The organism is Mycolicibacterium arcueilense (genome assembly GCF_058536225.1).
In genome coordinates, this window is the sequence record NZ_JBZTYL010000006.1 from 141,742 (window position 1) to 162,916 (window position 21,175).

The following is a 21,175-nucleotide window of genomic DNA, read 5'->3' on the forward strand; positions in this document are numbered from 1 at the left end:
CGCTTCGCTCGAATGGGTGTAACCGTGTTACAGCGGTACGGTAACGTGGTTACTCTCCGGCGGCAAGGGTGTTCTCGAAGTGGCAGATGAGCGTGATCGGATCCTCGACATCGTCGTGGAGATCCTCGAGTCCGAGGGCTATGAGGCCGTGCAACTGCGGGAGGTGGCGCGCCGGGCCAAGACCTCGCTGGCCACGATCTACAAGCGCTACTCCACCCGCGACGAGCTGATCCTGGCCGCGCTCGACTCCTGGATGGCGGAGAACCGGTATTCGGGGGTGGCCGGTCAGACGCGCGCACCGGGAGAGTCGCTGTACGAGGCGCTGATGCGGATGTTCCGCACCATCTTCGAGCCCTGGGAGAAGCACCCCGACATGCTCAGGGCCTACTCGCGGGCCCGGGCCGCGCCGGGTGGGGACCGGCTGGTGCGCCGCGGCCTCGACGCCGTGGTGCCTGCGGGCCTGTCGATTCTCTCCGGCGTCGACGATCGGTTCGTGCACGATCTCGACAACATCCTGACCAGCTTGGTGTTCGGACTGGTCGGCCGCTTCACCGCGGGCGAGATCGGCATCGCCGAGATCCTGCCCAGTCTCGACCGGACGATCTACTGGCTCACCGCGGGGTACGAGTCCGGGCGTTAGCCCAATTGCGCGCCGATGAACACCACGATGTCCGCGGCCACCTCGCGGTGCACCGACTCGTTCAGAATGTCGTGCCGGCCGCCGTCGAACTCCTTGAACTGCAGGGGTTCTATCTGTTCGGCATACGCCTTGACCGCGCCCGCCGGAGCGATGACGTCGGCCGAGCCGTGCAGGGCCAGGGTCGGCACCGTGAGTTTGGGCAACTCGGTTCCGAAGCGGTCCCAGGCCCGGTCCAGTTCGCGGGTGAGCGCGGCGCCGTCGGCGTCGACGAAGGCCAGCGGGTCGTTCACCAGGCTGTCGAGGTAGAACGGATCGGACGAGAGCCAGTTCGGATCCAGGTCCAATGAGGTGTCTGGGTCGACCATTTCGGGAATCGGCACCAGCGGCGCACCGGAGATGATGCCGGCCCGGTAGCGGGTGGGTTCTCCGAGCAGCCGGAACAGCGTGACCACCGAGCCGAACGAATGTCCTTGCGCCACCAGCGGTATGCCCGGGGTGTCGCGTTCGGCGAGGGCGGTCAGAGCCTCGGCCAGCGCCGAACTGTCCTCGATGCTGCCGAAATCTCCTCGGGTGCCCGGGGTCAGGCCGTGGCCGAACTGATCGACCGCCCACAGGTCGATCCCCGCGGCGTTGAGTGCGAATCCGTAGCGGTGGTAGACCCCGGTGTGTTCACCGAACCCGTGCAGGAAGATGACGGCTGCGCGGGGCTCCGGGGTGGCCCAGTGCCGGTAGTAGGCCCGCCCGCGGTCGTGCTCGATGAATGGCATACCTCTCACTGCAGCAAGGTCGAGGCTCGGCCGCAAGCATTCTGCTCATCGCTTCCGCTTCAGGCGTTGGCCGAGCGTGTGCGCGGCCAGCAGCAACGCCTCTCCGAGTGCGGCCTGGCGTCGGGCATCGAAGCGCATCTCCACTCCGGTGAGGCTCAGTGCCCACATCGGCTGACCCAGTTCGTTGAACACTGCTGCGCCGATACCCCAGCTGCCCTCGACGATCAGGCCCGGGTTGACCGAGTACCCGCTGACCCTCGTCTGTTCGATGCGGCGACGAAGCTGCGCGGCTGAGTGCACCGCGCCCCAATCCCCGGTCAGGTCAACACGATCGAGATATGCCGCGATCTCCGAATCCGGAAGATGTGCCAGCATGACGATCCCGGCCGAGGCGACCCCGAGGGGAAACCGCTTGCCCGGATACAGCACATGTGAGCGCAGCGGGAAGCTGCCTTCCTCGGCGGACACGCATACCGATTCGTCGCCCCGGCGGGCGGAAAGGAACGCGCTCTCGCCGGTGTCGCGCGCCAGCGTGCGGAGAATGTCGGTGGCCAGCGGGGCCGCGTCGTAGCGGGTGGCGGCCACCGAGCCCAGTAGGTAGATCTCCGGTCCCAGGAACCACAGACCGGTGTCGGAGGCGCGGTCGACGAGGCCTTCGCCGGCGAGCGCGGTGAGCATGCGGTGCGCGGTCGCGCGGGGCGTGTCCGTCGTGCGGGCGAGCTCGGTCGTGGTGAGTCCGTCCGACCGCGCGTCGGCGAGAGCACGCAGGATCGCCGCGGCCCGCGTGATCACCGGAGTGCCGGCTACACCGTCGGTCACAGCCATACTCTAGCGTCCACTCAATGGACGCCGGTGGCGTGCGGCGTCACCTGAGCGGACACAACCCGGCCGGCGCACCGGTGGGTCTTGCGTTACCCGGCCCGATGGTGATGTTCTCGCATAGGCAAGTGATCCACTGAACGAACGCGGGAGCATGGAGTATGGCCAGTAAGAAGGTCGCTGACGTCCACGAGGCGGTCGCCGACATCGGCGACGGCGCATCGGTGGCGGTCGGAGGTTTCGGGCTTTGCGGGATTCCGGACAGCCTGATTCAGGCCGTGGCCGATTCCGGCGTCGGGAATCTCTCGGTGTTCTCCAACAACTGCGGTGTCGACGGCGTGGGTCTCGGCGTTCTGCTCGGCCTGGGACGCATCCGACGCGTGACGGCGTCCTACGTCGGGGAGAACAAGGAGTTCGCGCGTCAGTACCTGGCCGGTGAACTCGAAGTCGAACTGACGCCCCAGGGCACGCTCGCTGAGCGGTTGCGCGCCGGCGGGGCCGGTATCCCCGCCTTCTACACGCTGGCCGGGGTGGGCACTCTCGTGGCGGACGGTGGGCTGCCGTGGCGCTACGCGGCCGACGGTTCGGTCGCGGTCGCCTCGCCGCCCAAGGAGACCCGGGAATTCGACGGCAGGCGATACGTGATGGAGACCGGCATCCACGCCGATTTCGCACTCGTGCACGCCGCCGTCGGTGACACCCACGGCAACCTGGTTTTCGACAAGACTGCGATGAACTTCAACCCGCTGGTCGCCATGGCTGGCCGGATCACGATCGCCCAGGTCGAAAAACTGGTCGAGCCAGGCGAATTGGATCCCGAGGGAGTCCACCTTCCGGGGGTGTTCGTGCAGCGCATCGTGGAGACGGGACCACAGCAGCAACGTATCGAGAAGCGCACGGTGCGCGAGGAGACAGAGGTGTCCGCATGACCGATTCGGTGATCACCAAAGGCTGGACCCGTGCGCAGATGGCGGCCCGCGCGGCGCGCGAACTGTCCGACGGACAGTACGTGAACCTCGGAATCGGCCTCCCGACGCTGATCCCCGGTTACCTGGACCGCGATGTCCATGTCACGTTGCACTCGGAAAACGGGATCCTGGGCACCGGCCCGTACCCGACAGCCGACCAGATCGACGCCAACCTCATCAACGCGGGCAAGGAAACGGTCACGGTGCTCCCCGGGGCGGCGTTCTTCGATTCGGCCCTGTCCTTCGGGATGATCCGCGGCGGTCACATCGACGTCGCAGTGCTGGGCGGCATGCAGGTGTCGCGTTTCGGGGACCTGGCGAACTGGATGGTCCCGGGGAAGATGGTCAAGGGCATGGGCGGGGCGATGGACCTCGTCCACGGGGCCGGCCGGGTCATCGTCCTGATGGAACACGTCGACAAGTCGGGGCAGCCGAAGATCGTCGAGAGCTGCACGTTGCCATTGACCGGAGAACGCGTGGTCCACCGCATCATCACCGATCTGGCGGTCATCGATATTTCCGGTGACGGCACGCTGACCCTGGTCGAGGCCGCACCGGACCTCACGTTCGACGAGGTGCAGGCCGCCACGGGCGCGCCGCTGATCCAGGGTTAGCGCCGCGCGGGTTCGGTCCGACCTGCATACTCACACACCATGTGTGCTGCCGATCACAACGGAACTGAGGGCCTCGCCGAGTTCTCGTCGACCACCGGCTTGAAACGCGTCGTCACCGCGTCGATGGCCGGCACGGTCGTCGAGTGGTACGAGTTCTTCCTCTATGGAACCGCCGCCACGCTGGTGTTCAACAAGTTGTTCTTCCCGCAGGGCGGCAACAATCTTGACCTCATCATGGCGGCCTTCGGGACCTACGCCATCGGCTTCCTGGCCCGCCCTCTCGGCGGGATCGTGTTCGGCCATTACGGCGACAAGTTCGGCCGCAAGAAGCTGCTCCAGTTCAGCCTGATTCTCGTCGGCCTGGCCACCTTCCTGATGGGCTGCCTGCCGACCTTCGGACAGATCGGCTACCTTGCGCCTGTCCTTCTGGTCGTGCTGCGGTTCGTCCAGGGCTTCGCCGTCGGCGGTGAGTGGGGCGGGGCGGTGCTGCTGGTGGCCGAGCACAGCCCGAACCGATCGCGCGGTTTCTGGGCCAGCTGGCCGCAGGCCGGCGTGCCGGTGGGCAACATGCTGGCCACCGTCGTGCTGCTGGTGCTCAACGGGCTGCTCAGTGCCGAGGCGTTCCTGTCCTGGGGTTGGCGCGTGGCGTTCTGGCTGTCGGCGGTGGTGGTGGTGATCGGCTACTACATCCGCACCAAGGTCACCGACGCCCCGATCTTCGTTGCGGCCCAACAGGAAGCCGAACAGATCAAGGCCAGCTCGTTCAGCGCGATCGAGGTGTTCAAGCGCTACCCGCGCGGGGTGTTCACCGCGATGGGGCTGCGCTTCGCCGAGAACATCATGTACTACCTGGTCGTCACCTTCTCGATCACCTATCTCAAGGAGCACGTGCACTCCGACACCAGCGACATCCTGTGGTGGCTGCTGATCGCCCACATGGTGCACCTGGTGTCGATCCCGACGGTCGGTGCGCTGTCGGACCGTTACGGCCGTCGGCCGGTGTATTTCGTCGGTGCCGTCGGCGCGGCCTGCTGGGGCTTCTTCGCCTATCCGATGATGGACAGCGGCCGGTACCTGCCGGTGGTCGGAGCCATCTCGCTGGGGCTGGTGATCCACGCCCTGATGTATGCGCCGCAGCCCGCGCTGATGTCCGAGATGTTCCCCACCAGGATGCGTTATTCCGGTGTCTCCCTTGGCTATCAGGTCACCTCGATCGTTGCCGGATCGCTGGCGCCGATCATCGCGGTCTGGTTGTTGAAGACCTACGGGTCCTCGGTGCCGATCGCGATCTACCTCGCCGGCGCGGCGATGGTCACCCTTGTGGCGCTGTATTTCGCCCGCGAGACCAAGGGCATCGACCTGGCCGACGTGGACCGTGCCGACCTGAATGCCGTCGACTCTGCGTCCAAGGCGTGAAAGTGCGGTTGGGCCGCGCCCTCACCGCAGAGTCGAACTAGCCCAACCACGCACCGATGCGGCGCACCGCCTCTTCGATGTCGCTGGTCGGGCCGGCGAAGGACAGCCGCACGTAGGAGCCTCCCCGCACGGTGTCGAAGTCGATGCCGGGCGCGATGGCGACGCCGGTGTCGGCCAACAGCTTCGAGCACCAGACCAAGGAGTCGTCGGTGTGATCGCTGACGTCGGCGTACACGTAGAAGGCGCCGTCAGCCGGGGCCAGCCGATCGATCCCGATACCGCGCAGGCCGTCGAGCAACAGCGCGCGGTTGTCGGCGTAATGCGACAACAGGCCTTCGGCCTCAGCCAGTGACTCCGGCGTGAACGCGGCGACGGCGGCATGCTGGGCCAGTGCGGGCGGGCAGATGGTGAAGTTCCCGGTGAGCCGGTCGACGGCGCGCTGCAGCCCGGTGGGCACCAGTAGCCAACCCAGCCGCCAGCCAGTCATCGCGAAGTACTTCGAGAAGCTGTTGACCACCACGGCATTTCGCGAGGTCTCCCACGCACAGCTGGTCTCGGGGGCGCCGGGATAGACCAGGCCGTGGTAGACCTCGTCGCTGATCAACCGCACGCCGGTCCGGTCACACCAGCGGGCGATCGCGGCCAGCTCGGCGGGCGGGATGACGGTGCCGGTCGGGTTGGCCGGGCTGGCGACGACCACGCCGGCCACCGGGGGATCGAGTGCCTCGAGCATCTCGACGGTCGGCTGGAAGCGGGTCTCGGGGCCGCACGGGATCTCGACCACCTCGCAGCCCAGTGCGGTGAGGATATTGCGGTAACAGGGGTAGCCCGGGCTGGCGATCGCGACCCGGTCGCCGGCATCGAAGCAGGCCAGGAAGGTCAGCAGGAATCCGCCCGAGGATCCGGTGGTGAGCACCACTTCGTCGACGCTCACCTCGACGCGGTACTTGCGGTACGACGCGGCGATCTCGGCGCGCAACTCCGGGATACCGAGCGCAACGGTGTAGCCGAGCGCGCCCTCGTTCAGCGCGGCGACCGCGGCTTCACGCACCGCGGTCGGCGCCCCGGCGCTGGGCTGGCCGGCCGACAGGTTGACCAGGTCTCCGTGGGTACGTTGGCGTTCGGCCGCGGCCAGCCAGACATCCATCACGTGGAACGGCGGGATCCCGGCTCGTAGTGCGACGTGATCTGTCATCGGTTTGAGGTTAGCAACGCCGCTCTAACCGCCGAAACCGCATTCCGGCAGGGAAAGTGCGAGTAAGCACCTGCTGGAATGCGGTTTCGGCGAGAGCGGGACAGGGTTAGAAGACTTCAGCTTCGAGCCGGCGCAGATGCTGGCGCGGCGGACCCAGCAGCTGGGCGCTGCCGTGCGCCCGCTTGAAGTACAGCTGGATGTCGCTTTCCCAGGTGATCGCGATACCGCCGTGCAGCTGGATGGCTTCGGCGGTCACCGCGGACAGCGCCTCGCTGGCGAAGTAGCGGGCCAGGGAGGCCGTGGTGGGCGACGGGTCGGCGATGGCGTCGTTGACGACGGCGCGCGCGGACGACACCTTGACGTACAGGTCGGCCATCCGGTGCTTGAGGGCCTGGAAGCTGCCGATCGCGCGGCCGAACTGCACGCGGTCCTTGGTGTAGGCGACGGTGAGATCCAGGCAGCGCGAGGCGGCACCGATCTGTTCGGCAGCCATCAGCAGGGCGGCGGTGTCGGCCAAGCCGGGATCGGCGCCGAGGATGACGGTGTCGCCCGGGATGACCGCGGACAACCGGCGGGTCAGATCCATGGTGGATTTGGGGGTAGCGGTGAACGTGGTCCAGCGCGTCAGGTTCTCCCCGTCGGCGCCGATGACGACATCGGCCACGTCACCGTTGATGACGTACTCGGCGTCGAACGCGACGGTGCCGATCGAGGCGCCTTCGGCAAGACCCTCGAGCGGCTCGTGGTCGTCGACGGCCAGCAGCGCCAGCTCAGCGAGTGTGGTGCCGAGCAACGGGGTGGGTACCAGGGCCTTGCCGAGCTCTTCGAGAACCACTGCGGCATCGGCGAGTTCGCCTCCGGCACCGCCGAGTTCCTCGGGAACCACCAGGGCGGCCGCGCCAACCTGCTCGCACAGCAGGCTCCACAGCTTCTCGTCGTAGCCGCGCTCGGATTCCATCGCGGTGCGCACGGCCTCAGGGGAGGCATGCTTGTCGACCAGCGCGGCGACAGTTTCGCGCAGCAGTTGGCGTTCTTCACTCACGAGAGGACCTCCAGGAGTCGACGACGGTGCAGGGCGGGATCGCCCCAGACACTGCGCAACGCCTGAACGCGCAGCAGTGACAGGGACAAGTCGTGTTCCTGGGTGAACCCGATGGCGCCGTGGGTCTGCAGCGCCGAGCGGGCGGCCAGCAGGGCGGCATCGGCGGCGGCCACCTTGGCGGCGCTGATGTCGCGTGCGGTATCGGGCGACGTGGCCCCATCTTTCTGGCTGGCCAGCGAAAGCGCCGCACCGTAGACCAGCGGACGGGCCAGCTCGACGGCGATGAGCACGTCGGCCAGCTTGTGCTTGATGGCCTGGTACGAGCCGATGATCCGGCCGAACTGCGCGCGCTGCTTGGCGTATTCGACCGACTGGTCCAGCATCGCCTGGCCGGCGCCCACCAATTGGGCGGCGGTGGCCAGGACGCCGAATTCGTAGGCCCGTGCGGTGTCGGCGGCCTGGGTGTCACCGGAGGCGGTGACGTCGAACAGCTTTCGGGCCGGGTCGACGGAATCGTGGGCAGCTCCGGCGGTGGCATCACCGACCTGGCCGTCGGCGGCCAGCAGCGTCAGTCCGGCGAAATCGGCGTTGACGGCCCGCGGCGCCTGCGGCGGTATGGCGACCGTGGCGATGAGCTCGCCGGCAGCCAGCGCTCCCGAGCGCTCGTCGTTCGCCAGCAGAATCGGTGCGACCGCGATGGACTCGGTCACCGGACCGGGCACCGCCCAGTACCCCAACCGCTCCAAGGCGACGACGAGGTCGACCGGGTGGGCCTCGATGCCGTCGTACTTCTCGGGCACCAGCAGTGCGGTGACCCCGAGGTCGGTGAGCTGTGCCCAGACCTTGCGGCCCGGCCCGGTGTCACCCTCGCCCCAGGCTCGCACCGCGGCCGGGACATCGGCGGCGCTCAGTGCGGCGTCGATGCTGGCCGCGAAGTCCCGCTGCTGTTCGTCGATCTCGAAATTCACTTCGGCTCCCGGGGCAGGCCAAGAAGGCGCTCGGCAATGATGTTGCGCTGGATCTCGTTGGTGCCGGCGTAGATCGGGCCGCCGAGCGCGAACAGCAGCCCCTCGGTCCAGTGGTCCACCAGCTCGGCGTCGGGCCCCTGCATGTCCAGGGCGGTCTGATGCAGGGCGACGTCCAGGTCGGACCAGAACACCTTGGTCACCGAGGACTCGGCGCCCAGTTCACCGCCGTTGGCCAGGCGGGTCACGGTACCGAAAGTGTGCAGCCGGTAGGCCTGGGCCTTGATCCAGGCATCGGCAACCCGGTCGGTGAACACCGGATCAGGATTGGACTTCCATTGCTCGACAAGGCGTTCGGCCGGCGCCATGAAGCGCGCCGGGCTGCGCAGCGACATGCCGCGCTCGTTGCTCGATGTGCTCATCGCCGCGCGCCAGCCCTCGTGCACGCCGCCGATCACGTCGTTGTCCGGCACGAAGACGTCGTCGAGGAAGATCTCGCCGAAGCCGGTGTCCCCGCCGAGCTGGGCGATCGGACGCACCGTGATGCCGGGAGACTTGAGGTCGAACATGAAGTAGGTCAGACCCTTGTGCCGCTGAGCCTCCGGGTCGGAGCGGAACAGGCCGAAGCCGCGCTCACCGAACGGTGCGCGTGAGCTCCAGATCTTCTGCCCGTTGAGCTTCCAGCCGCCGTCGACCTTGGTGGCCGTCGAGCGCAGCGAGGCCAGGTCGCTGCCCGACTCGGGCTCGGACCAGGCCTGGGCCCAGATCTCCTCGCCGCTGGCCATCTTCGGCAACACTCGCTGAAGCTGCTCTTCGGTGCCGTGGGCGAACAGGGTCGGCGCCAGCATCGCGGTGCCGTTGGCGCTGGCCCGGCCGGGAGCGCCGGCGTGGAAGTACTCCTCCTCGAACACGACCCACTGCAGCAGTGTCGCGTCGCGGCCGCCGTACTCCTTGGGCCAGGCGATGACCGACAGCCCGGCGTCAAAAAGCACCTTGTCCCAACGGCGGTGCTGTTCGAAACCTTCAAGGGTGTCGTACGACTTCGTCGGGAACGAATCCCGGTTCGCCGTCAGGAAGTCGCGGACTTCGGCCCGGAAGGCCTCGGTCTCGTCGTCGAATGTCAGGTCCATTGCACCCCTTCTCGGGTCCCTCTGCTGCGCAGCACCGGTTTGATCACCTTGCCGCCCGGATTTCGCGGCAGCACATCCAGAAACTCAACTGATCGTGGCGCCTTGAAGTTCGCCAGATGCTCACGTGCGTAGGCGATCACGGCGGCCTCGTCGAGCGTGACGCCCGGCTTGACCACCACGAAGGCCTTGCCGACCTCACCGAGCCGTTCGTCGGGAACGCCGATCACCGCGGTCTCGGCCACACCGTCCAACCGGGCCAGGACCTGCTCGATCTCGGCCGGGTACACGTTGAACCCACCGCTGATGTACATGTCCTTGAGGCGGTCGGTGATCGTCAGGTTGCCGCGGGCGTCGAGCGTGCCGATGTCGCCGGTGTGCAGCCAACCGTCGCTGTCGATGGTCGCCGCGGTGGCCTCCGGATCGTCGAGGTAGCCGAGCATGACGTTGGGCCCGCGCAGCAGTACCTCACCCGAATCATCCAGGCGCAGTTCGAAATCGGCGATGGGTCGGCCGCAGGTGGTGGCTACCGTGACGGCGTCGTCGTCGGCGCTGCACATGGTGCCGAATCCGGCTGCCTCGGTCAGCCCGTAGGCGGTCAGCACGATGTCGATGTCGAGTTCGGACTGCATCCGCTCGATCAGGACCACCGGGACGACGGCCGCGCCGGTCACCGAGAAGCGCAGCGAGGACAGGTCGTAGTCGGCGCGCTTGGGGTGGTCCAGCAGGGTCTGGAAGATGGTCGGCGGGCCGGGCAGTACCGTGATCCGCTGTTCGGCAATGGTTTTCAACACCTGCTCGGGGTTGAATGTGAGCACCGGGTACAGCGTCGCGCCGGTCTGCAGGCAGGCCAGGATGCCCGCCTTGTAGCCGAAGTTGTGGAAGAACGGGTTGATGCACAGGTAGCGGTCGGTGCTGGTGACCTGACCGCACGCGGCCCAGGCGGCCGATCCGTCGAGCGATTGGCGGTGTGCGCACCGCACACCCTTGCTGCGCCCGGTGGTGCCGGAGGTGAACAGGATGTCGGAGACGTCGTCGGGCTGTACCGCCGCGGCACGCGCGTCGACCGTCTCCAGGTCGTCGCCCCGGGCGACGAATTCGTCCCAGGTTCCGTCCTCTTTTTCGATGGGCACCCGCACGATGTGCCGCAGCGCGGGCAGTGCGTCGCGATCCAGTTCGGCCGCACGGTCCGACCCGAGGAACTCGCCCGAGGCGATCAACAGTGGGGCCTCCGTGCGGGCCAGGATGTCGGTGGCCTCACTGGCGGTGTAGCGGGTGTTCAGCGGCACCATCTCGGCGCCGGCGTAGTGCGTGGCCAGGCAGGCCACGACCCAGTGCCAGGTGTTCGGCGACCAGATCGCCACCCGGTCGCCGGGCTGGACGCCGAGTGCGATCATCGCCGCCGCGGCTTGGCGTACGTGCGCGCGCAGTTCCCGATAAGTCAGCCGCTGGACTCCGGCCGAATTGCCGGCTCCGCCGGCGGTGACCAGGGCGTCATGGTCGGAAAACTCCACGGCAACCCGGTCCAGCACCGCTGGCACGGTGCGGCGATCGCTCGTCATCGATGCTCCCTTAACAAAGCAAGTGCTTGGTAGGTTAGCCTACAGGGGTGATAGAGGTCCAGGAGTTCCGGGCCGAGGTCCGGCAGTGGCTCGCAGACAATCTTGTTGGCGAATTCGCAGCGCTCAAGGGCCTGGGTGGACCGGGGCGTGAACACGAAGCCTTCGAAGAGCGTCGGGCGTGGAATCAGCATCTGGCCGCGGCGGGGCTGACCTGCCTCGGCTGGCCGGTGGAGCACGGCGGCCGCGGGCTGTCGGTCGCGCATCGCGTCGCCTTCTATGAGGAGTACGCGCGCGCGAACGCACCCGACAAGGTCAACCACCTGGGCGAGGAACTGCTCGGGCCGACGCTCATCGAGTACGGCACCCCCGAACAGCAGCAGCGGTTCCTGCCCAAGATCCTCGACGTCACCGAGCTGTGGAGTCAGGGCTACTCCGAGCCCAACGCCGGCAGTGACCTGGCGAATGTGGCGACGACGGCCGAGCTCGATGCGGAGGGTCAACAGTGGCACATTAATGGCCAGAAGGTGTGGACGTCGCTGGCCCACTGGGCGCAGTGGTGCTTCGTGGTGGCGCGCACCGAGAAGGGCTCCAAGCGGCACGCCGGCCTGTCCTATCTGTTGGTGCCACTGGATCAGCCGGGCGTCGAGATCCGCCCGATCATCCAGTTGACCGGCGACTCCGAGTTCAACGAGGTGTTCTTCGACGACGCCCGCACCGATGCCTCGCTGGTGGTCGGTCAGCCCGGTGACGGCTGGCGGGTGGCGATGGGCACCCTGACCTTCGAGCGCGGGGTCTCCACCCTGGGCCAGCAGATCCGCTATGCCCGCGAGCATTCCAACCTGGTTGAGTTGGCCAAGCGCAGCGGAGCGGCCGACGATCCGCTGATCCGCCAAAAGCTGACCGAGTCGTGGACCGGCCTGCAGGCCATGCGGTCGTACGCCCTGGCGACCATGGATGTCGAGCAGCCCGGGCAGGACAATGTGTCGAAGCTGTTGTGGGCCAACTGGCACCGTGAACTCGGCGAGATCGCCATGGACGTGCAGGGCACGGCCGGGCTGACGCTGGAAGACGGCGAGTTCGACGAGTGGCAGCGGCTCTACCTGTTCTCGCGGTCGGACACCATCTACGGCGGGTCCAACGAGATCCAGCGCAACATCATTGCCGAGCGGGTGCTCGGCCTACCCCGAGAGGCCAAGGGATGAGTGATCTTTCAGTAGCCCCCAAAGAGGTTGAGGGCCACGGCCTGCTGAAGGGCAAGGTCGTCCTGGTGACGGCCGCCGCCGGAACCGGCATCGGCTCGTCCACCGCCCGTCGCGCGCTGCTCGAGGGTGCCGACGTCGTGGTGTCCGACTACCACGAGCGGCGACTCAACGAGACCCGCGACCAGCTGGCCGAGCTCGGCCTGGGCCGGGTCGAGGCCGTGGTCTGCGACGTCACCTCCACCGAGGCGGTCGACGCGCTGATCGCCCGGTCGGTCGAAAAGATGGGCCGCCTCGACGTCCTGGTGAACAACGCCGGACTGGGCGGCGAGACCCCGCTGGTCGACATGACCGACGACGAGTGGGATCGCGTTCTCAACGTGACGCTGAACTCGGTCATGCGGGCGACCCGCGCCGCGCTGCGGTATTTCCGCGACGTCGAGCACGGCGGCGTGATCGTCAACAACGCCAGTGTTCTCGGCTGGCGTGCACAGCACTCCCAGTCGCACTACGCCGCCGCCAAGGCCGGTGTCATGGCGCTGACCCGTTGCAGCGCAATCGAAGCCGTCGAATACGGGGTGCGCATCAACGCGGTGTCCCCGAGCATCGCGCGGCACAAGTTCCTCGAGAAGTCGGCCGATGCGGCCCTGCTGGACCGGCTGTCCTCGGACGAGGCGTTCGGCCGCGCGGCCGAACCGTGGGAGATCGCCACCACGATCGCCTACCTGGCCAGCGACTACTCGAGCTACCTGACGGGCGAGGTCATCTCGGTTTCCAGCCAGCGCGCCTAGGGCTCGTTGTCACGGGCCGGGTTCAACCCGGTTGTGAACCATCGCTTTCGACAGCAGGGTCGCGCTGCGGCGGGCGCAGCAGCCCTGCTGTCGAAAGCGGCGGCGTCAATTCGACTCCATGCCGCGCTGGGCGAGGCCGGTCCGGTCCGCCCAGCCACGGATGTCGCCCTTGCCGATGGCCAGTGCCAACAGCTCGGGAAATGCGTCGGGGGTGCAGGCGAACGCCGGGACCTCCATGGCGGCCAGATCGGCGGCGATCTCGCGGTCGAACGACGGTGCGCCCGAATCGGACAACGCCAGCAGCACGATCACCTGGACACCGGCGTCGATGAGTTGTCGGACCCGGGCCAGCATCTCGTCGCGCACGCCGCCCTCGTACAGGTCCGAGATCAGCACAAAGATGCTGTCGGTCGGCCGCGTGATCAGGGTCTGGCAGTAGGCGATGGCCCGGTTGATGTCGGTGCCGCCGCCGAGTTGGGTGCCGAACAGGACGTCGACGGGATCGTCGAGCAGATCGGTGAGGTCGACGACTTCGGTGTCGAACACCACGAGCGACGTGCGCAGTGACCGCATCGACGCGATGACCGCCCCGAAAACCGCTGAATACACGATCGATTCGGCCATCGAACCGGACTGGTCGATGGCCAGCACGATGCCCTTGGTCACCGATCGGCCGGCGCGGCGGAACCCGACCAGCCGTTCGGGGATGATCGTCTTCAGGTCCGGCTGGAACGTTTTCAGGTTGCGGGCGATGGTGCGGTTCCAGTCGATGTCGGAAGCCAGCGGCCGACTGGTCCGCGCGCTCCGCGACAGCGCCCCGCGCAGTGTGGCCCGGGTACCGTCGGCGATGCGCCGTTCGATGTCCTCGACCACCGTGCGCACCAGTGCGCGGGCCGAGGCCTTCGACTCGTCGGGAATGGCCTCACCCAGCGTGATGAGTGTGGTGGCCAACGACAGGTCCGGGACGATGCTGTCCATCATCTCCGGTTCGAGCAGAAGCATGCGCAGATTGAGCCGCTCGATCGCGTCCTGCTGCATCACCTGAACCACCGTGCTGGGGAAGTACTTCCGGATGTCACCGAGCCAGCGCGCCACCTTGGGCGCGGATCCGCCGAGGCCACCCTTGCGGTCGTAGAGCTCCGACAGCGCCTTGTCCATCTCGACGTCACCGGCTTGCAGGCTGGGCAGCGAGTCCGCATCCGACCCCAGCACCAGCCGCCACCGGCGGTCGCGTTCGTCCGGGATGGTGTCGTCAGCCATGGTTGATACCTCTTGCGAAGATGGCGGCCGCCGCGATCACGACGGGGCGGGCGCGGTCGGCATCGATGTCGAATTCGGTGTGGGCGGTGGCGCCTGCGGTGGCCACCGCATGCCCGATATTGCGTTTGATGCCGGCGTCGAAGGTGCTGAAGGTGCGACGCACCAGCGGCAGGACATCGGTGAATTCCGTTGCGGTCAAACCGGTCAACCATTCGTCGATCACAGCCAACAGCTCGGTGTCGTGCACCAGTAGCAGTCCGCTGCCGGACAGGAAGCCCTCGATCCAGGCGGACTTCTCGTCGGCCGGGGCGCCGATGCTCAAGGCGCGCCGCATGCGGCGGGCTGCTTCGGCGGTGGTGAACACGGCTCCGTCGACACCGATTCGGACGAACCGGCCGACCAGGCTGCCGTGCAGATCGTCGCGATCAGCCAGCCGCGCGATGGTGGCCAGCCATTCGCCGCGCACGTCCGCCTCCAGCAGGTCCACCGTGTCGGTGACTGCGTTGACGTGTGCGAGCATCTCGGCGGCCGCGTCCGGACCCAACCCGGTCAGCGTCGCGGGAAGGCCGACGTTGACGCGGCGCAGCAGCGACGTGGTGACCGCGCCGAGTGCGCCTGCGTCGGTGCGGCGCACATCGCCGTAGCGCAGAGAACGGGCCAGCGCGGGCAGGGCCGCCATGAGTTCGGTGAGGTCCCGGTCGACTGCGGCTTTGTTCTCCAGGATGGCCAGCAACTGCGGGACAGCCTCATCGACACCGCCGAGCAGGGCCGCCTCGATTGCCGCGGTGACCTGGCCCAGATGCGTCGCGTTCTCGGCGGTGTCGGCCAGTCGAGCTTTGCAGGCGCGGTAGACGGTGTTTCCCCACACCGACGAAATCACGACCCGCACCGCGAACTCCGGCTGCCATTGCAGCGTCCAGGGCTCTTTGAACGTGCCCTGGCCGGTGGCGATCTCGGGCTCGCCCCACGGAATATCGAGCACGGTAAGCCGGTGCAGCAGATGAGATTTGGCCAGGTCGTTGGGTTTGCGCAGGTCGAGAGTGACCTGCTTGGCATTGGCGTCGGGTTTGAGCCGCAGCGATTTCTGCTGCTTGGTGATGTCGGCGAGCAGCGGCACCATCGGCAGGTGGTCGGGAATGCTGCCGAGCCGTTCGCCGACGACCAGCTCTCGCACGATCAGCCCGAACCGGGTGTCGGAGCCCTCGCACAGCACGGCCTCGGTGGCCTCGTTGACCTCGCTCAGACCGGGATGGGCCCGACCTCGCATGGCGGCCAGCGCGTTGGCCAGCCGCACTCCTTCGATGACGTGGGCCGAGGAGACGAAGATGTCGTGGTCGCGTAATGCCCTGGCTGCCAGGGTGAGCCAGGTTTCCACCGGCCGGTCCGGCTCGAGGAAGGCGTGTTGGTACCAGCCGGGTGACCGGACACCTGCGCCGTAACCCGAGGCCGCGGCCAGCCGCGAATGTGTCCACGGCACCCACACCGTGGCGGACTTGACCTTGGGCAGGCCACGCAGCAGTGCCGCGTCGGCGCTCGCGGCAGGAAGTTTCCCGGCCAGCGCGGGGGCGTGCCACGCTCCGCACACCACGACCACCGTCGAGAATTCCTTGGCGGCTTTACGGATCACCTGGCGCATCTGTGCTTCGCGTTGGTGCTCGATCGGATCGTCCTCGTCGGGTTCGAGTTCCCGCACGGTGTGCATGGCCTCGGTGATCGCCTCGAATCCGCTGCCGTCCGTGCGAGATTCAACGACATCATCCCACCAGCGTTCGGGATCGTCGTAGCCCGCGGCATCGGCGAGCGCCGCGATCGGATCGATCCGGACGCGTGACGTGTCGTCGTGGCGTTGGTCGCGCTGGGCCAGCACGGTGGCCGCGGGCAGATCGCAGAACCGCACCGGCACCTGATGCCGCGCTGCCCACAACAAGGCCTGCCACTCGGGGGAGAAGGCACCGAACGGCCAGAACGCCGACACCGCGGGATCGTCGACCGCGTAGGCCATGATCGCCACGGGCGGCACCATGTCCGTGTGGTCGACGTCGGTGGTGAGCCGGTCCGCGTCGGCCGGGCCTTCGATCACCACGATGTCCGGCTGGATCCGGTCCAGCTCGGACAGCACGGCTCGGGCAGACCCGGGACCGTGGTGCCGAATGCCCAGGACGTGGGTGGTCACGAGTTCAGCACGTCCCGCGATGCCCGGTAGAAGTCGGCCCAGCCGTCGCGCTCGCGCACCACGGCCTCCAAATACTCCAGCCACACCACCGCATCGTTGACCGGATCCTTCACCACCGCACCGACGATGCCCGCCGCGGTGTCGGCCGGCCGCAGCACGCCGTCGCCGAAGTGCGCGGACATCGCGATGCCCTGCGTCACCACGGAGATCGCCTCGGCGGTGGACAGCGTGCCGGAGGGCTGCTTGAGCTTGTTGCGGCCGTCGGCAGTCAACCCGGAGCGCAGTTCGCGGAAAACGGTGACCACCCGGCGGATTTCGTCAGCGGAGGTCGGTACCTTCGGCAGCTGCAATGACCCGCTGATGTCGGCCACCCGGCGCGTCACGATCTCCACCTCGTCGTCGAGGCTCGCGGGCAACGGAAGCACCACGGTGTTGAACCGGCGGCGTAGAGCGGACGACAGGTCGTTGACGCCGCGGTCGCGGTCGTTGGCCGTGGCAATCACGTTGAACCCTTGCGTGGCCTGCACCTCGGAGCCGAGTTCGGGGATGGGCAGGGTCTTTTCGGAGAGGACCGTGATCAGGGCGTCCTGCACCTCCGACGGGATGCGGGTCAGCTCCTCAAGCCGCGCGATCTTGCCGTCGCGCATCGCGGTCATGATCGGCGAGGGCACCAGCGCCTGCTCCGAGGGTCCTTCGGCGATCAACCGGGCGTAGTTCCAGCCGTACCGCACGGCCTCCTCGACGGTGCCCGCGGTGCCCTGCACCAGCAGCGTCGAATCCCCGGTCACGGCTGCGGCCAGATGTTCCGACACCCACGTCTTGGCCGTGCCCGGCACGCCGAGCAGCAGCAGCGCCCGGTCGGTGGCCAGCGTCGCCACGGCCACCTCGATGATCCGTCGGGGGCCGATGTACTTCGGGGTGATCTCGGTTCCCGCAACGGTTTCCCCGCCCAGCAGGTAGCGGACCACCGCGTGCGGTGACATCGACCAGTTGGGTGGCGCGGGCTTGTCGTCAGCTGCGCGCAGGGCCGCGAGTTCGGCGGCGAACAGTTGCTCGGCGTGCGGACGCAGCAGGGTCGCTTCAGTCATGAGAGTTCCTTCGCAAGGTCGGATCGCAGGGTGAGCAGCTCGAAGATGGTGGCGTAGAACTTGTGCAGTTCCTCGTCCCCGGTGAGGTCGGTGAGCCGCGCGAAGCGCGGCAGCCAGTCCAGTGGGTACCCGGCGGCGAGGTGCGCCGCGGCCTCGCGGCGTTGGCGGGCTGTGCCCCAGCCGGCCCCGGCCAGGGATCCGAACAGGGCTGCGGCAACGTCAGGGGCGAACGGTCGCGGCAGGCCCGCCACGATGCGGAGCAGGGGCGCGGACGCGGCGGTGTCGGTGAGCGCGCGGATCATCTCGGCCGAGATCGCCGAGTGCGCGGTGCCGGGGTCGAAGTACGTGGCGTAATCGCCGGGCAGACACCGCTGCAACAGTGGCACTGCCCAGGTGGGGTCGTTGCCGCGCAATGCACTGCCGGTCAGTGCGGCCAGTACGGCTTGGTGGTCGGCGTCCGAGAGTGCGCGGGCCGCCTTCTCCGGTGCGACCGCGCCGAGCACTTCGGCCCAGAAGGCGATCGGGGTACGGGCGACGACGGCCTCCGGCTTGGTGGTGCTCAGCCCGTCGCGGACTGCCGCGGCGTCGGGCCCGGGTAGGGGGTGGACGGCGATTTTCACGCCCAGCAATGTCTTCTTGACCGAGAAGATCTGAGCGGCACGGTCTTTCATGCGATCGAGATAGCGGCTGCGGGACCGGCCGCTCAGCACCGCGATGGCGGCACTGCGCACCGTGACCGCCCGGTCGTCGAGCGCGGCCTCCAGGAACGGCTCGTCGGCCTCATGTTCGGGTGCCGCGAACGCCGCCAACAGGGCCGCCCGGGACTCGGCATCCTCGCTGGCCCAGTGCTGTGCCACCAGTTCGCGCGCCCGGTCGGGGTCGAGCCTGCGCGCGGTCGCCAGCCAGGTCAGGCGCTTGGCGATGTCACCGTGGGTGTAGTCGGCTTCCTTCGGCCATTCCGTGGATCCGGTACGCACCACATCGCGAAGTGCGCGGTGGTTGCGGCCATAGTGTTCTACCGCGTACCACTGACCGCCGCTGCCGATGGCATCCCAGAGTGCTTGCGTCACAACGTCACTCTGCTGCAGCCGCAACAGCCCGGGGATCAGCCGAGGGGGCAGGCGCAGGCCGGCCGCGGCGAGGTCGGCGAGCGCACCGTCGAGGATGGGGCGCACGGACAGGGCGCGTTCGATGAGAAAGCCGTGCGCAGCGGTGATCAGCGGCCGGGTTTCCGGTGGGGCTGCGGGCGTCTTCGGTTCGACGTGTTCGGGACGTTGGCCGGCGCGCCGCGCCAGTGCGTAGAGGCCTGCCACCCGCAGTACCGAACCGACCGGATCGGCCGCGTCGTGTACCGCGGCCACGCTGCCGTCCACCGGAGCGTCGAAGGTGCCGTCGGGGAAGGGTTTCGCGCCGAAACCCACGGTGGCGGCGGAGATCATCCGCTGATAGTCGCTCACAGCGCGGTCACCGCCGGTCCGGTCAGGCGCGACGGTGGCGCGTCACTCAGCATCGACAGCGGATCGACACCATCGGTGGTGATCTCGACAAGCAGCGGCCGTAACTGGCCGCCGCTTCCGGCCTGCAGACGTGCCCAGCGGTCGTCGTCGCAGATCGCCGGAAGGGCATTACCGTCCGCGTCGACCAGATGGCGGCGTTTGGGCCTGCTGTGTTGTACGGCGCGGGCGTTGACGACGGCCGGAAACCGCAGCAGCCACGGATCGACCGCCAGGGCGCGGGCCCGGGCCGCGAGTGCGGCGTCGATAGCGGTGCCGGTCACGTTGAGATGTTCGATGGCGACTGTCGGCACATCGCCGTCGGGGAGCGCGACGCGGAAGCTCGACGGCCCACCGGGATACAGGTAGACGCCGCCGGTGAACTCGCGGCCCGGGGTGAGCCGGTTGTCGAAACTGGCCCCGCTCGGCGCCGTGGACTGCACGTTGACCAGCAGCCCGGTGTCCGTGCCGCTCAACCACATCCGTCGGGTGGTGTAGCGATCTTCGAGGGTTTCTGCGTACCCGAGCACCTGCCAGGTGTCGTTCACCGGATCGGTGGCCAGCACCTCGGCCCGTGCCACCGTGAACCCGATGTGGCGGCGCACTGCGGCGGCGGTCGGTACGGGCAGCGTGTCGATGGTGCGGTAGGCATCGGTCAGTAGCCGCATCAACCCGAGGTCCTCGATGATCTTCCGCGGCCATTCGTCGTGCGTGAGGTGGCCGGGCAGTCTGCGCAGCCAGCCCGCCAGGCCGGGTGCCTTGGCATCGACCATGCGTTTGGCGATCGGCTCACTCCACCCGCCGTATGGATCGGCGCTGATCCCGGCGATACCGTTGCGGACCTGATCGTCGATCCACCGCCGGAGTTGCTCCAGGCCCTCGGCGACGCTGCGCTCCCGCGCCGCGACGGCCTTCTCGCTGACCTCACGCGGAGCCTTCGGGGCTGCCGGCGGGGCGATGGCGTTCGCCGGGGCTTCCGCCGCGGTGTCGACGCTGCCGCCGCACCAGCGCAGCACCAGACCCACCACATGCTTGCAGGGAAACTGCCGCGACGGGCACGAGCACTTGTAGGTCGGGCCCACCAGGTTGACCTGCACGCGGTACGGAGTACGGCCGCTGCCCTGGAAGTCTCCCCACAACATGGTCTGGGTGGCTCCGGTGTTGGACCAGCCGGCCGCGCCCGCGAGTTTCTGGCCTGCGGCATAGGCCTTCCCGGCAAACTGGCGTGCCTCATCGGTGGACCACACCGTCTGCTGATCCAACCGCCGCCCCTCCAGATGCGTACTGACCCTGAGCCAGCGTAGCCAGAGGGGCGGACAGCGTCTCCACAAGATCTTCACAAACGCTGCCCGTGGCCACCACAACCTGCACTTAGAGTCGGATCCGTGAAGCGAATCCTGGTGGTCGACGACGAGCCGACGATCCTGTCCGCGGTGGCCACCAGGCTGCGTGCCGAGGCGTTCGAGGTCGAGACGGCCGTCGACGGACCGTCGGCAGTGGCAACCGCAGCGGCGACCCAACCGGATCTGGTGGTACTCGACATCATGCTGCCCGGTTTCGACGGGCTGGAGGTGTGCCGGCGCATCCAGGCCGAGCGCGTGGTGCCAGTGCTCATGCTGACCGCCCGCAGCGACGAGACCGACATGCTGATCGGTCTGGGTATCGGTGCCGACGACTACCTGACCAAGCCGTTCAGCATGCGCGAACTGGTGGCCAGGGTGAGGGTGCTGTTGCGACGCGTGGAACGCGCAGCCGGCGACCAACCGCTGTCGGTCGGCGACTACCGCATCGACCTGACCGAGCGCCGGGTCCATCAGGGCGATCAGGAAATCCACCTGACCCGAACCGAATTCGACCTGCTGGCCTTCCTGGCCGGTCGGCCTCGCGCGGCGATACCCCGCGAGACGCTGCTGGAACACGTCTGGGGTTGGGCCTCAGAGGTGGAAACCCGCACCGTGGACAGTCACGTCAAGGCATTGCGCCGAAAGCTGGGCTCGGAGCTGATCCGGACCGTGCACGGCGTGGGCTATGCCCTGGAGGTGCCGCGGTGAGCTTC

The 21,175-nt window shown here is 67.9% G+C and carries 19 protein-coding genes; 7 read left to right on the forward strand and 12 right to left on the reverse strand.

Annotation, left to right across the window (positions count from 1 at the left end; genetic code table 11):
* Positions 1–79: 79 nt before the first annotated feature.
* Complete coding sequence (locus AC4LGL_RS03745; protein WP_491837686.1) at positions 80–640, forward strand: TetR/AcrR family transcriptional regulator; 561 nt, start codon at positions 80–82, stop codon at positions 638–640.
* On the opposite strand, the gene AC4LGL_RS03750 is transcribed toward AC4LGL_RS03745, so the two are convergent.
* The gene (locus AC4LGL_RS03750; RefSeq protein WP_491837687.1) at positions 637–1,407 is read right to left on the reverse strand and encodes an alpha/beta fold hydrolase; all 771 of its coding nucleotides are present in this window, start codon (positions 1,405–1,407) and stop codon (positions 637–639) included. The genes AC4LGL_RS03745 and AC4LGL_RS03750 overlap by 4 nt on opposite strands.
* Before the next feature lie 45 nt (positions 1,408–1,452).
* The gene (locus tag AC4LGL_RS03755) at positions 1,453–2,232 is read right to left on the reverse strand and encodes an IclR family transcriptional regulator (RefSeq protein ID WP_491837688.1); all 780 of its coding nucleotides are present in this window, start codon (positions 2,230–2,232) and stop codon (positions 1,453–1,455) included.
* A gap of 155 nt (positions 2,233–2,387) precedes the next feature.
* Here AC4LGL_RS03755 and AC4LGL_RS03760 point away from each other — a divergent pair, with 155 nt between their 5' ends.
* Genes AC4LGL_RS03760 through AC4LGL_RS03770 form a run of 3 tightly spaced genes read left to right on the forward strand, consistent with a single transcriptional unit; the run spans position 2,388 to position 5,224 of the window.
* Positions 2,388–3,155 (forward strand): CoA transferase subunit A, encoded by a 768-nt coding sequence (locus AC4LGL_RS03760; protein WP_491837689.1) that lies wholly within the window; start codon positions 2,388–2,390, stop codon positions 3,153–3,155.
* Positions 3,152–3,808 carry a 3-oxoacid CoA-transferase subunit B gene (locus tag AC4LGL_RS03765; RefSeq protein ID WP_491837690.1) on the forward strand — a complete coding sequence of 219 codons (657 nt, stop codon included), beginning with the start codon at positions 3,152–3,154 and terminating at the stop codon, positions 3,806–3,808. Before AC4LGL_RS03760 ends, AC4LGL_RS03765 begins: the two co-directional genes overlap by 4 nt.
* A gap of 39 nt (positions 3,809–3,847) precedes the next feature.
* Entirely contained in the window at positions 3,848–5,224 is a 1,377-nt protein-coding gene (locus tag AC4LGL_RS03770; RefSeq protein ID WP_491837691.1) for an MFS transporter, read from the forward strand.
* 37 nt (positions 5,225–5,261) lie between these two features.
* On the opposite strand, the gene AC4LGL_RS03775 is transcribed toward AC4LGL_RS03770, so the two are convergent.
* The 5 genes from AC4LGL_RS03775 to fadD3 all read right to left on the reverse strand — a co-directional run bounded on the left by AC4LGL_RS03775 (position 5,262) and on the right by fadD3 (position 11,115).
* Positions 5,262–6,419: a pyridoxal phosphate-dependent aminotransferase gene (locus AC4LGL_RS03775; RefSeq protein WP_491837692.1), complete on the reverse strand. Its 1,158-nt coding sequence runs from the start codon at positions 6,417–6,419 to the stop codon at positions 5,262–5,264.
* 106 nt (positions 6,420–6,525) lie between these two features.
* Positions 6,526–7,461 (reverse strand): acyl-CoA dehydrogenase IpdE2, encoded by a 936-nt coding sequence (gene ipdE2 / locus AC4LGL_RS03780; protein WP_491837693.1) that lies wholly within the window; start codon positions 7,459–7,461, stop codon positions 6,526–6,528.
* Positions 7,458–8,429 (reverse strand): acyl-CoA dehydrogenase family protein, encoded by a 972-nt coding sequence (locus tag AC4LGL_RS03785; RefSeq protein WP_491837694.1) that lies wholly within the window; start codon positions 8,427–8,429, stop codon positions 7,458–7,460. The genes ipdE2 and AC4LGL_RS03785 overlap by 4 nt, the downstream gene beginning before the upstream one ends.
* Positions 8,426–9,556, reverse strand: coding sequence for an acyl-CoA dehydrogenase family protein (locus tag AC4LGL_RS03790; RefSeq protein WP_491837695.1), 1,131 nt, complete (start codon positions 9,554–9,556; stop codon positions 8,426–8,428). The genes AC4LGL_RS03785 and AC4LGL_RS03790 overlap by 4 nt, the downstream gene beginning before the upstream one ends.
* Entirely contained in the window at positions 9,547–11,115 is a 1,569-nt protein-coding gene (gene fadD3, locus AC4LGL_RS03795) for a 3-((3aS,4S,7aS)-7a-methyl-1,5-dioxo-octahydro-1H-inden-4-yl)propanoate--CoA ligase FadD3 (protein ID WP_491837696.1), read from the reverse strand. The genes AC4LGL_RS03790 and fadD3 overlap by 10 nt, the downstream gene beginning before the upstream one ends.
* Before the next feature lie 47 nt (positions 11,116–11,162).
* Here fadD3 and ipdE1 point away from each other — a divergent pair, with 47 nt between their 5' ends.
* Both ipdE1 and ipdF read left to right on the forward strand, forming a co-directional pair.
* Entirely contained in the window at positions 11,163–12,317 is a 1,155-nt protein-coding gene (ipdE1, locus tag AC4LGL_RS03800) for an acyl-CoA dehydrogenase IpdE1 (protein ID WP_491837697.1), read from the forward strand.
* Complete coding sequence (ipdF, locus tag AC4LGL_RS03805; RefSeq protein WP_047036207.1) at positions 12,314–13,105, forward strand: (5R,7aS)-5-hydroxy-7a-methyl-1-oxo-2,3,5,6,7,7a-hexahydro-1H-indene-carboxyl-CoA reductase; 792 nt, start codon at positions 12,314–12,316, stop codon at positions 13,103–13,105. Before ipdE1 ends, ipdF begins: the two co-directional genes overlap by 4 nt.
* 105 nt (positions 13,106–13,210) lie before the next feature.
* Here the strand turns inward: ipdF and AC4LGL_RS03810 are convergent, their stop codons facing one another.
* The 5 genes from AC4LGL_RS03810 to AC4LGL_RS03830 are packed head-to-tail and all read right to left on the reverse strand — an operon-like array spanning position 13,211 to position 20,381.
* Positions 13,211–14,365 carry a VWA domain-containing protein gene (locus AC4LGL_RS03810; RefSeq protein ID WP_491837698.1) on the reverse strand — a complete coding sequence of 385 codons (1,155 nt, stop codon included), beginning with the start codon at positions 14,363–14,365 and terminating at the stop codon, positions 13,211–13,213.
* Positions 14,358–16,538 carry a DUF5682 family protein gene (locus tag AC4LGL_RS03815; RefSeq protein WP_491837699.1) on the reverse strand — a complete coding sequence of 727 codons (2,181 nt, stop codon included), beginning with the start codon at positions 16,536–16,538 and terminating at the stop codon, positions 14,358–14,360. Before AC4LGL_RS03815 ends, AC4LGL_RS03810 begins: the two co-directional genes overlap by 8 nt.
* On the reverse strand, positions 16,535–17,626 hold the full coding sequence (locus AC4LGL_RS03820; RefSeq protein WP_491837700.1) for an ATP-binding protein: 1,092 nt from the start codon (positions 17,624–17,626) through the stop codon (positions 16,535–16,537). Before AC4LGL_RS03820 ends, AC4LGL_RS03815 begins: the two co-directional genes overlap by 4 nt.
* Positions 17,623–19,083, reverse strand: coding sequence for a DUF5691 domain-containing protein (locus AC4LGL_RS03825; protein ID WP_491837701.1), 1,461 nt, complete (start codon positions 19,081–19,083; stop codon positions 17,623–17,625). The genes AC4LGL_RS03820 and AC4LGL_RS03825 overlap by 4 nt, the downstream gene beginning before the upstream one ends.
* Entirely contained in the window at positions 19,080–20,381 is a 1,302-nt protein-coding gene (locus AC4LGL_RS03830) for an SWIM zinc finger family protein (RefSeq protein ID WP_463794517.1), read from the reverse strand. The genes AC4LGL_RS03825 and AC4LGL_RS03830 overlap by 4 nt, the downstream gene beginning before the upstream one ends.
* A gap of 123 nt (positions 20,382–20,504) precedes the next feature.
* Here AC4LGL_RS03830 and AC4LGL_RS03835 point away from each other — a divergent pair, with 123 nt between their 5' ends.
* On the forward strand, positions 20,505–21,170 hold the full coding sequence (locus AC4LGL_RS03835; RefSeq protein WP_491837702.1) for a response regulator: 666 nt from the start codon (positions 20,505–20,507) through the stop codon (positions 21,168–21,170).
* Positions 21,171–21,175 lie beyond the last annotated feature (5 nt).